Annotated in this window: 1 protein-coding gene and 1 rRNA gene; one reads left to right on the top strand and one right to left on the bottom strand. The window is 32.5% G+C overall.

Translation table 11 applies throughout. The features are described from left to right. The first annotated feature begins 140 nt into the window (after positions 1 to 140). Positions 141 to 4,399 (top strand): 23S ribosomal RNA (locus tag IPM51_15445). A 546-nt stretch (positions 4,400 to 4,945) separates the two neighbouring features. On the opposite strand, the gene IPM51_15440 is transcribed toward IPM51_15445, so the two are convergent. Continuing rightward, a complete protein-coding gene (locus IPM51_15440) occupies positions 4,946 to 5,149 on the bottom strand; it encodes a hypothetical protein (GenBank protein ID MBK9285692.1) in 204 nt (67 codons plus the stop codon). Between the last annotated feature and the right edge of the window lie 8,661 nt (positions 5,150 to 13,810).

Genomic DNA, 13,810 nt, shown 5'->3' with positions numbered 1-13,810 from the left:
AGTATACTGATAGATGGCTAAATAGATACTTAATTGTATCTACAAGTCAACGGTGTTCAGAAATGGCACTGGTTTTTTTTCTTATATAGAACTCTTTTTATAATATATATGTAACAATTATGTACTCAACATTTTTTAAATGTACAGTCACTGGTCGAGGGATCATTTGGCTTGTAGGTTGATGAAGATCGTAGCGAAATACGTTAATTAATATGAGATGCGGTTATTCGTGATTCATCAAAATATCGAACGCACTTGGCAGTGTATCTTTCATGGATACACTAGCAACGGAAGAGAGGTTTAACAACATAATACGTTTTCAGTTATACTACCAATATTTTTTGCTAGTATCAATGTCTAAATAACCTCTTGTAAAATGGAGAGTATATATATATATAGAGAAGTATCATTTGTTTTACCTTAACAATGATAGATTCATCATCTTTTGACCTAAATTCAACTTGTTGTATCTAGGTTGATATGTTAAATCTAGTTGAGGTTACTATGAGCTTGTATTTTATATAAGTGCTTCTCTTTCCATATCAAATGGAAGCTCTTCTACTCTTTCAGACCATCTTCTCGTTGCAATTCACCCGGTAAACTTAAGCATATCATTCACCGGAGGAAAAGAAATCAAATGAGATGCCCTTAGTAACGGCGAGTGAAACGGGCATAGCGCAAAATTAAAATCTTGACTGGTGCAAGCTGGTCAAGAGTTGTAATTTATGGGAGTGTAGAGATAGCGATAGATGTATAACCTCAAGTTCGTTGGAAAACGGCACCATAGAGAGTGATAGTCTCGTAAGGTTATATTCTGTTGTTTCTTACTTTTCACTCTTAAGAGTAGTACAGCTTGGGATTGCTGTATGAAATTTATATAGGTGGTAAATGGCACCTAACGCTAAATATACCTACAAGACCGATAGCAAACAAGTACTGTGAAGGAAAATTGAAATAGAACTCTGAAAAGAGAGTTAAACATAAGAATGTGAAATTGATCAGTGAGAACCTAAAAAGCAGCGTCAAGCTAAAAAGGGGAGTTGTCTTGGTAGCAATACCAGCTCTCTCTTAATTAATGCGAAACAACATGCACAGTTGTCCCGGTGCAGAATCTCTCTAGAGGAAGCTTGTCGGTCTATCCTTGTGTTAGATTAGGTGAGTTGTTACTCGGGGAAGTATTGCCCGGTAGAGCTGTGTATTTGAGCCAATGCACTCTCTTAATCATTGTGATTGTAATATCTATATAATGCTCTTATTGATGTACTCTTAGAAGTGCATTGATAATGGGTGTTGTTTAGGTGCTGCAAGCTCAACATTTGAGTGAGTGATACGGTTGTTCCAAGCACTCTAATCAAGTGCTGGACGTGGCTTTTTTATCCCGTCTTGAAACACGGACCAAGGAGTATAACATGTGGGCAAGGATAAGGGTTTATTAAACCAATATCCGTAATGAAAGTAAGAGGGTAGAAACTCTCTCTCTTTATTGAGGGTGGCATACTCGAAGGCGTCAATTGTTAATCTTTACTTGGACGTCATTTGTAGTCTATATGTTGTGACCCGAAAGATGGTGAACTATACTTGTGTAGAATGAAGTCAGGGGAAACTCTGATGGAAGTTCGTAGCAATACTGACGTGCAAATCGTTTGTCAAATATGAGTATAGGGGCGAAAGACTAATCGAACCATCTAGTAGCTGGTTCAAGCTGAAATTTCTCTCAGGATAGCAGTAGAAAAACAGTTACATCTGGTAAAGATAATGATTAGGGGATTTGGGAGAGAAACTTTCTCAACTCATTGTCAAACTTTAAATGGGTGTGATAGGTGTAGTGGTCGTATAGCACTGCATCTTTGAATGATATTTTCTATTTGTGGACATTTTTTGGTAAGCAGAATATGTGATGCGGGATGAACCGAAAGTCATTTTAAATGTGCCTGATTGTACACTCATTATTAGATACCATAAAAAGTGTTGTTGTATTAAGACACCAGGACAGTGGCCATGGAAGTCGGAATCTGCTAAGGAATGTGTAACAACTCACCTGGCAAATGCAATAGCCTTGAAAATTAATGGCGCTGAAAGTGTATAACATATAAATGACACTAGCAGCAATAACAATTATGCTGCTAGTTGTAAGCTTGTGTGACGCATACTTTTTTTGAAGCGAAATGAAGGAGACAAGGAGTGATCCTGTCTTGATCATGCGTTAGTACAGATCTTGGTGGTAGTAGCAACTAGTCAAGTGAGAACCTTGACCGCCGATGTGAGGAAGGTTTTCCTGGCAATTGTATTAAGCCAGGAGTTAGTCGATCTTAAGAGCAGTCCGAAATGGTCAACAAGGAGAGATTCTTCTAGAGTCCCTCCTGGTGCTCGAAAAGGAAACAGGTTAATATTCCTGTACATGGTGAGGGTCATTCTGGTATAGCAATATATTGGTGTGGTTCGTCTGGATATGAAGAGGCGACTCAAATGAACGTCATAACGGCATTAGCGTTCCAATACAGAGTTATCTTTTCTGTATAAAGGCGTGTAGGGTGTGCTTTACTGCTAGCAATAGTAGTGTAGTTGCATTCTCCGAATAGTGTTGAGCTAGATTTGTTCTGAGATGCACTATTCATTTGCCTTAATAGGAGCTCATTTTTTATGATCTCCCTGTGAGGTGCTAGGTGTACTTTCATCGGTATGTTTATCACTTCCATGAACTGTGTATCGCTAATGTCCCTTGAAAAATGATGTCTTGTGGAACAATTCCATTCATTTTCAGACCATTTCGTACCCATAACCGCATCAGGTCCTCAAGGTTAATAGCCTCTGGCGAAGTAGCATAACGTAGGTAAGGGAAGTCGGCAAAATAGACCTGTAACTTAGGGAAAAGGGTTGGCTCAAATGAAAGGAGCGCATTAAGGAGGCTACCGCTTCATTTTAAGCGTAGCGAGTTGTAGGTGTTACTGGCAACGGTGATACTTGTAGCTCGTTATGTGTGGAGTGGAGTAAGGGGTCTCACTACTTGGTGCGTTCACTTACTTTTAATTTTGAACTGTTACTAACTAGGGGAATCCGACTGTTTAATAAAAACAAAGCATTGAGAACTTTTTGAGGATTGAAAATGTCTTTAACTCAATGTGATTTCTGCCCAGTGCTCTGAATGTCAATGTGAAGAGATTCGACCAAGCGCGGGTTAACGGCGGGAGTAACTATGACTCTCTTAAGGTAGCCAAATGCCTCGTCATCTAATTAGTGACGTGCATGAATGGATTAACGAGATTCCTACTGTCCCTATCTACACGCTAGTGAAACCACAGTCCGGGGAACGGGCCGGATAAAATAGACAGCGGGGAAAGAAGACCCTATTGAGCTTGACTCTAGTTTGTATTTGTGACGTGATATTAAGGGTGTAGCATAAGTGGGAGCTGCAAGGCGATAATGAAATACCACTACCGTAATCATTGCTTTACTAAGGAGATGGCAACGAGGGTGAACTGTGTAAGCAGTTCACATTGTGATGCACATATGCAAGTGCGATGAAGCTGTTAGTGACTTTTATTAGAGTTGTTCGAGAGTTCAAGGTGTGTGGAGATGCTCATTTAGCAATAACTGAGCAGCTCTTTTTCATACCACTCACGAGCTTTCTCTAGTGATAGCTAGCAGTCTCTCTCGCTCTTGATACCGAGTTTTCTTCAATATTTTCAGATGGGGAGTTTGGCTGGGGCGGCACATTTGTGAAATGATAGCGCAAGTGTCCAAAGGTGTACTCAAAAAGGACAGAAACCTTTTGTAGAGGAAAAGGCTAAACAGTACACTTGATTATGATGTTCAGTAAATGTAATAACTATGAAAGTATGGCCTATCGATCCTTTAGAGGGGTAAGGCAGCAATGCTGATATATAACCCTGTATATAACCATTTTTTTTATTCTAGAGGTGTCAGAAAAGTTACCATAGGGATAACTGGCTTGTGGCGGCCAAGAGTTCAGATCGACGTCGCTTTTTGATCCTTCGATGTCGGCTCTTCCTATCATTATCAAGCAGAATTGATAAAGCGTTGGATTGTTCACCCATTAAAAGGGAACGTGAGCTGGGTTTAGACCGTCGTGAGACAGGTTAGTTTTACCCTACTGCCGAGTCTAGTAATATAGAGCAGTTCTAATACTGTTCTAGAGATGCAAGTAGCTTTGATAGTAATTTAATTCAGTACGAGAGGAACCATTAATTCATATAATTGGTAATGCTTCTGGTTGACAAGCCAATGAAGCAACGCTAACATATGCCTGCTTATAGCTGAACGCCTCTAAGCTAGAAGCAGACCTAGAGAGAGAGCTATTTATTCTAATCAATGGGGAGAACAGTGTTAACAAGTGCAACCATAGAGAGATTTGTTCTGCTGTTGTGACCTAGCTCACAGCAGCTACTTTTCTCTAGAGAGCCTTTCATATTTCAACCATGAGACTCTGTTCTATATAGATCATATGCAGACGACTTAAATAGATATGGGGTACTGTAAGGTGTAGAGCAGCCTTGTTGTTGCGATCACCTGAGGTTCAGCCCGCTTACATATCACGATTTCTCTTTATATATATGTTTTTTAATAATGATTTTACCACCTTACTCTTCTCTTGAAATTTCTCTCCTTCTTCCTCTTTCATTTTCTCTCCCCTCCTCTCTTTGCATTTCTCCTCCTCTTTCATTTTCTCCCTCCTCTTTCACTTTTCTCCTCTTTCACTTGTTCCCTTCCCCCCCTTTTTTTTTTTTTCACTTGTTCCCTTCCCCCCCCTTTTTTTTCACCTGCTCTCTTTTCACTTGTTTTCACTCTCTCCCCCTTCTGTTTCTCCTCTCTCTCTTTTTTTTCACCTTTATCTCTTCACTTCTCTCTAGCTTGTTCTTTTCATTTCTTTCTCCCCTCCTCTTCTTTCCATGTTTTTACCATGTCATTTTTTTTCACCTTTATCTCTTTATCTCTCCACTCTCTCTCTCTCTCCACCTCTTTCTCTCTCCTCTTTCCCTTTCTTTTCTCTTTCCTTCTCTTTCTTTATTCTCCTTTCTTTCTCTCTCTCCCTTTCTCTCCCTTTCAACACTCTTCTCCTCTTTCCCCCCTTCCTCTTTTTGCTTCTCCTCCCGTCACTCTTCTTTTCTTTCTCTTCCTTTCCTTTTCTCATTCTATCTGTAATTTTTTTTTATACACCCTTTTTTTTTTTATTTTATACATTTACACTAACCCCCTTTCTTTTCATTATCTCCTCTCTTTATCACTTTTTCTCTTTCACAGCGATCTCTCCTTTCCCTTCTAGCTATTATTCAACTCTTCTACATCTTTTTCTCCTCCCTTCTTTTTTCTCTCATATCGCTATTCTCACTTATACTCTTTATTATTTTTTTTTCAACAAACTTTGATATTTAATTAAAAACCTTTTCAATTCACTTTCATTTTCAATTATTTTTTATCAATAACAACACTCTCTTGTTCTTTTTTTTTTTTTTTTTTGAGCAACCCCCTCCCTCTCATATATTTTAAATAACAATACATTTTTTTATTCATTACCAACTACCCTTATTTAACAATATCAAATACTTTCATAGTGAATCCTCTCTTTTATAAACCATACAAAAATATCTTCACTCTTATATATATTTTTTAATAGCTATAATCGCGCCCAAACCCCTTTTTTCAAGTAAATTCGAGTGTTACCATTCTAATGATACCAATTTTATTGATTTTAGACAATTATATTGCCTCCATTTTTCAAAAATGATTTTTTCAAAATCCAAAACTTTTCATAGGATTATATCTGTTACTACATGTTAATATCACATTATCACTACACTATAGAGGTTTACGGGTCACAAGCATGTGTATTTTTAAAAAATATTTATACATGAAATTAAGCGATTAAAAAATGACCTATTTTTTGGTAGCAATGGCCGCGCCTAAACCCCTTTTTTCAAGTTAATTAGAGTGTTGCCATCCTAATGATACCAATTTTATTGATTTTGGACAATTATATTGCCTCCATTTTTCAAAAATGATTTTTTCAAAATCCAAAACTTTTTATAGCGTCATAACTGGTGGTGCCGATTAATACTACATTATCACTAGACCATAGCGTTTTAGCTGTTAGCAGCATGTGCAAATTTAAAAATATTTATAGCAAAATATTGCATTTTCCGATAAAAATATTTTTCTGTTAGCAATGGCGGCGCCTAAACCAATTTATTCAAGTTAATTAGAGTGTTGCCATCCTAATGATACCAATTTTATTGATTTTAGACGATTATATTGCCTCCATTTTTCAAAAATGATTTTTTCAAAATCCAAAACTTTTTATAGGATTATATCTGTTACTACATGTTAATACTAGATTATCACTACACTATAGAGGTTTACGGGTCACAAGCATGTGTATTTTTAAAAAATATTTATACATGAAATTAAGCGATTAAAAAATGACCTATTTTTGGTAGCAATGGCGGCGCCTAAACCAATTTATTCAAGTTAATTAGAGTGTTGCCATCCTAATGGTACCAATTTTATTGATTTTGGACAATTATATTGCCTCCATTTTTCAAAAATGATTTTTTCAAAATCCAAAATTTTTTATAGCGTCATAACTGGTGGTGCCGATTAATACTACATTATCACTAGACCATAGCGTTTTAGCTGTTAGCAGCATGTGCAAATTTAAAAATATTTTTAGCAAAATATTGCATTTTCCAGTAAAAATATTTTTCTGTTAGCAATGGCGGCGCCTAAACCAATTTATTCAAGTTAATTAGAGTGTTGCCATCCTAATGGTACCAATTTTATTGATTTTAGACGATTATATTGCCTCCATTTTTCAAAAATGATTTTTTCAAAATCCAAAACTTTTCATAGGATTATATCTGTTACTACATGTTAATACTAGATTATCACTACACTATAGAGATTTACGGGTCACAAGCATGTATATTTTTAAAAAATATTTATACATGAAATTAAGCGATTAAAAAATGACCTATTTTTTGGTAGCAATGGCCGCGCCTAAACCAATTTATTCAAGTTAATTAGAGTGTTGCCATCCTAATGGTACCAATTTTATTGATTTTGGACAATTATATTGCCTCCATTTTTCAAAAATGATTTTTTCAAAATCCAAAACTTTTTATAGGATTATATCTGTTACTACATGTTAATACTAGATTATCACTACACTATAGAGGTTTACGGGTCACAAGCATGTGTATTTTTAAAAAAATATTTATACATGAAATTAAGCGAGTAAAAAATGACCTATTTTTTGGTAGCAATGGCGGCGCCTAAACCAATTTATTCAAGTTAATTAGAGTGTTGCCATCCTAATGATACCAATTTTATTGATTTTGGACGATTATATTGCCTCCATTTTTCAAAAATGATTTTTTCAAAATCCAAAATTTTTCATAGCGTCATAACTGGTGGTGCCGATTAATACTACATTATCACTAGACCATAGCGTTTTAGCTGTTATCAGCATGTGCAAATTTAAAAATATTTTTAGCAAAATATTGCATTTTCCGGTAAAAATATTTTTCTGTTAGCGATGGCGGCGCCTAAACCAATTTATTCAAGTTAATTAGAGTGTTGCCATCCTAATGATACCAATTTTATTGATTTTAGACGATTATATTGCCTCCATTTTTCAAAAATGATTTTTTCAAAATCCAAAACTTTTTATAGGATTATATCTGTTACTACATGTTAATACTAGATTATCACTACACTATAGGGGTTAACGGGTCACAAGCATGTGTATTTTTAAAAAATATTTATACATGAAATTAAGCGAGTAAAAAATGACCTATTTTTTGGTAGCAATGGCCGCGCCTAAACCAATTTATTCAAGTTAATTAGAGTGTTGCCATCCTAATGATACCAATTTTATTGATTTTGGACAATTATATTGCCTCCATTTTTCAAAAATGATTTTTTTCAAAATCCAAAATTTTTTATAGGATTATATCTGTTACTACATGTTAATATCACATTATCACTACACTATAGAGGTTTACGGGTCACAAGCATGTGTATTTTTAAAAAATATTTATACGTGAAATTAAGCGAGTAAAAAATGACCTATTTTTTGGTAGCAATGGCCGCGCCTAAACCAATTTATTCAAGTTAATTAGAGTGTTGGCATTCTAATGGTACCAATTTTATTGATTTTAGACAATTATATTGCCTCCATTTTTCAAAAATGATTTTTTCAAAATCCAAAACTTTTCATAGCGTCATAACTGGTGGTGCCGATTAATACCACATTATCACTAGACCATAGCGTTTTAGCTGTTAGCAGCATGTACAAATTTAAAAATATTTTTAGCAAAATATTGCATTTTCCGGTAAAAATATTTTTCTGTTAGCAATGGCGGCGCCTAAACCAATTTATTCAAGTCAATTAGAGTGTTGGCATCCTAATGATACCAATTTTATTGATTTTGGACAATTATATTGCCTCCATTTTTCAAAAATGATTTTTTCAAAATCCAAAACTTTTTATAGGATTATATCTGTTACTACATGTTAATACTAGATTATCACTACACTATAGAGGTTTACGGGTCACGAGCATGTGTATTTTTAAAAAATATTTATACATGAAATCAAGCGAGTAAAAAATGACCTATTTTTTGGTAGCAATGGCCGCGCCTAAACCAATTTATTCAAGTTAATTAGAGTGTTGCCATCCTAATGATACCAATTTTATTGATTTTGGACGATTATATTGCCTCCATTTTTCAAAAATGATTTTTTCAAAATCCAAAATTTTTCATAGCGTCATAACTGGTGCTACCAATTAATACCACATTATCACTAGACCATAGCGTTTTAGCTGTTAGCAGCATGTACAAATTTAAAAATATTTATAGTAAAATATAGCAATTTCCGGTAAAATTATTTTTCTGTTAGCAATGGCGGCGCCTAAACCAATTTATTCAAGTTAATTAGAGTGTTGCCATCCTAATGGTACCAATTTTATTGATTTTGGACAACTATATTACCTCCATTTTTCAAAAATGATTTTTTCAAAATCCAAAACTTTTTATAGGATTATATCTGTTACTACATGTTAATACTAGATTATCACTACACTATAGAGGTTTACGGGTCACAAGCATGTGTATTTTTAAAAAATATTTATACATGAAATCAAGCGAGTAAAAAATGACCTATTTTTTGGTAGCAATGGCCGCGCCTAAACCAATTTATTCAAGTTAATTAGAGTGTTGCCATCCTAATGATACCAATTTTATTGATTTTGGACGATTATATTGCCTCCATTTTTCAAAAATGATTTTTTCAAAATCCAAAATTTTTTATAGGATTATATCTGTTACTACATGTTAATATCACATTATCACTACACTATAGAGGTTTACGGGTCACAAGCATATATATTTTTAAAAAATATTTATACATGAAATTAAGCGATTAAAAAATGACCTATTTTTTGGTAGCAATGGCGGCGCCTAAACCAATTTATTCAAGTTAATTAGAGTGTTGCCATTCTAATGGTACCAATTTTATTGATTTTGGACAACTATATTACCTCCATTTTTCAAAAATGATTTTTTCAAAATCCAAAATTTTTTATAGCGTCATAACTGGTGGTGCCAATTAATACTACATTATCACTAGACCATAGCGTTTTAGCTGTTAGCAGCATGTGCAAATTTAAAAATATTTATAGCAAAATATAGCATTTTCCGGTAAAATTATTTTTCTGTTAGCGATGGCGGCGCCTAAACCAATTTATTCAAGTTAATTAGAGTGTTGGCATTCTAATGATACCAATTTTATTGATTTTGGACGATTATATTGCCTCCATTTTTCAAAAATGATTTTTTCAAAATCCAAAACTTTTCATAGGATTATATCTGTTACTACATGTTAATACTAGATTATCACTACACTATAGAGGTTTACGGGTCACAAGCATGTGTATTTTTAAAAAATATTTATACATGAAATTAAGCGATTAAAAAATGACCTATTTTTTGGTAGCAATGGCCGCGCCTAAACCAATTTATTCAAGTTAATTAGAGTGTTGGCATTCTAATGGTACCAATTTTATTGATTTTGGACGATTATATTGCCTCCATTTTTCAAAAATGATTTTTTCAAAATCCAAAACTTTTTATAGGATTATATCTGTTACTACATGTTAATACTAGATTATCACTACACTATAGAGGTTTACGGGTCACAAGCATGTGTATTTTTAAAAAATATTTATACATGAAATTAAGCGATTAAAAAATGACCTATTTTTTGGTAGCAATGGCCGCGCCTAAACCAATTTATTCAAGTTAATTAGAGTGTTGCCATCCTAATGATACCAATTTTATTGATTTTGGACGATTATATTGCCTCCATTTTTCAAAAATGATTTTTTCAAAATCCAAAACTTTTTATAGGATTATATCTGTTACTACATGTTAATATCACATTATCACTACACTATAGAGGTTTACGGGTCACAAGCATGTATATTTTTAAAAAATATTTATACATGAAATTAAGCGATTAAAAAATGACCTATTTTTTGGTAGCAATGGCGGCGCCTAAACCAATTTATTCAAGTTAATTAGAGTGTTGCCATTCTAATGGTACCAATTTTATTGATTTTGGACAACTATATTACCTCCATTTTTCAAAAATAATTTTTTCAAAATCCAAAATTTTTTATAGCGTCATAACTGGTGGTGCCAATTAATACCACATTATCACTAGACCATAGCGTTTTAGCTGTTAGCAGCATGTGCAAATTTAAAAATATTTATAGCAAAATATAGCATTTTCCGGTAAAAATATTTTTCTGTTAGCGATGGCGGCGCCTAAACCAATTTATTCAAGTCAATTAGAGTGTTGGCATTCTAATGATACCAATTTTATTGATTTTGGACAATTATATTGCCTCCATTTTTCAAAAATGATTTTTTCAAAATCCAAAACTTTTTATAGGATTATATCTGTTACTACATGTTAATACTAGATTATCACTACACTATAGAGGTTTACGGGTCACAAGCATGTGTATTTTTAAAAAATATTTATACATGAAATTAATCGAGTAAAAAATGACCTATTTTTTGGTAGCAATGGCCGCGCCTAAACCAATTTATTCAAGTTAATTAGAGTGTTGGCATTCTAATGATACCAATTTTATTGATTTTGGACGATTATATTGCCTCCATTTTTCAAAAAATGATTTTTTCAAAATCCAAAACTTTTCATAGGATTATATCTGTTACTACATGTTAATACTAGATTATCACTACACTATAGAGGTTTACGGGTCACAAGCATGTATATTTTTAAAAAATATTTATACATGAAATTAAGCGAGTAAAAAATGACCTATTTTTTGGTAGCAATGGCGGCGCCTAAACCAATTTATTCAAGTTAATTAGAGTGTTGCCATTCTAATGATACTAATTTTATTAATTTTGGACAACTATATTACCTCCATTTTTCAAAAATGATTTTTTCAAAATCCAAAACTTTTTATAGGATCATAACTGGTGGTGCCGATTAATACCACATTATCAATAGACCATAGCGTTTTAGCTGTTAGTAGCATATACAAATTTAAAAATATTTACAGCTAAAAATAACAATTCCAAAATGACCTATTTTTTGGTAGTAATGACAGTATGAAAACCAATTTATTCAAGTTAATTAGAGTGTTGGCATCCTAATGATACCAATTTTATTAATTTTGGACGATTATATTGCCTCCATTTTTTTTTAAAAAAATGAAGTTTAAAACTTTTCATGGAATTATCAAATGTTCAAACGATTTCAATATGTTGCGATTACTATTCTATCACTAATAAATATTAATTTTCATATTGATTATAGAAACATCCTCAATAGAAATTTTCAGCGATGTCTGACGCCTTCTATTTTACATTTTTAAAATATCCATAAAGTGAAAGCGCATGTTGTGGGCTTCAAGATAATGCTTTTTTTATAAGTTGTTTGCAATGATACACAAAAAAAATTGATTTATTTTGACAGTAAAAATATTGGGAGTTCTCAAAATTTAAAAACTACACTAGTGGTGAGTCTATAGAGTACCAGTATCATTGTGGCATAAAAATTTTTTTGATTAGATAAGGGTATACGATTTTTTTTCGCAAAAAATGAGTGCTTAAAACTTTTGATGGAATAATATATAATAAGTGTTATTATATCACAATTATTATCCTATCATTGAACTATTAAATCATAAATTTCATGTTGACAACACAATTATACAGCATAGCTATTGGCACTCCCGCTTCTCTCATATTTTTTGAATCGAAATCAAATATCTCTCAAATAAAAGTCCATTTTATGTGCGTCAGAATAATGAATTTTATATTCAATGTATATAAGTATACGCATACAAAATAATTGATTTATTTTAACAGTGAAAATTTATATGTATAAAAAATATACATATAATTTAAAAATCTACATAGCCAGTGAACCTATGATACTTGTGCATCATTTTAATAACAATAATTTTTTGATTTGGTAACGATATTCAAATTTTATACGGTAAAATTAGTGCTTAAAACTTTTCATGGAATTATCAAATGTTCAAACGATTTCAATATGTTGCGATTACTATTCTATCAATAATAAATATTAAATTTCATATTGATTATAGAAACATCATCATTAGAAATTTTCAGCGATGTCTGACGCCTTCTATTTTACATTTTTAAAATATCCATAAAGTGAAAGCGCATGTTGTGGGCTTCAAGATAATGCTTTTTTTATAAGTTGTTCGCAATGATACACATACAAAAAAAATTGATTTATTTTGACAGTAAAAATATTGGGAGTTGCCAAAATTTAAAAACTACACTAGTGGTGAGTCTATAGAGTACCAGTATCATTGTGGCATAAAAATTTTTTTGATTAGATAAGGCTATACGATTTTTTTTCGCAAAAAATGAGTGCTTAAAACTTTTGATGGAATAATATGTAATAACTGTTATTATATCACAATTATTACCCTATCATTGAACTATTAAATAATAAATTTCATGTTGACAACACAATTATACAGCATAGCTGTTGGAACTCCCGCTTCTCTCATATTTTTTGAATCGAAATCAAATATCGCTCAAATAAAAGTTCATTTTATGTGCGTCAGAATAATGAATTTTATATTCAATGTATATAAGTATACGCATACAAAATAATTGATTTATTTTAACAGTGAAAAATTATTACGTATAAAAATATACATATAATTTAAAAATCTACATAGCCAGTGAACCTATGATACTTGTGCATCATTTTAAAAACAACAATTTTTCGATTTGGTAACGATATTCAAATTTTATATGGCAAAAATTAGTGCTTAAAACTTTTCATGGAATTATCAAATGTTCAAACGATTTCAATATGTTGCGATTACTATTCTATCACTAATAAATATTAATTTTCATATTGATTATAGAAACATCCTCAATAGAAATTTTCAGCGATGTCTGACGCCTTCTATTTTACATTTTGAAATATCCATAAAGTGAAAGCGCATGTTGTGGGCTTCAAGATAATGCTTTTTTTATAAGTTGTTCGCAATGATACACATACAAAAAAATTGATTTATTTTGACAGTAAAAATATTGGGAGTTCTCAAAATTTAAAAACTACACTAGTGGTGAGCCTATAGAGTGTTGGCATCATTGTGGCATAAAAATTTTTTTGATTAGATAAGGCTACAAAATTTTTTTTCGCAAAAAATGAGTGCTTAAAACTTTTGATGGAATAATATATAATAACTGTTATTATATCACAA

This window comes from Sphingobacteriaceae bacterium, from assembly GCA_016715905.1.
In the GTDB taxonomy this organism is placed as follows: domain Bacteria; phylum Bacteroidota; class Bacteroidia; order B-17B0; family Aurantibacillaceae; genus Aurantibacillus.
This window is presented reverse-complemented; position numbering and strand designations above follow the sequence as displayed.

Coding starts and splice junctions, on each gene's coding strand:
- IPM51_15440 (MBK9285692.1), bottom strand. CDS start 5,149: ATGAGAAAAGGAAAGGAAGAGAAAGAAAAGAAGAGTGACGGGAGGAGA.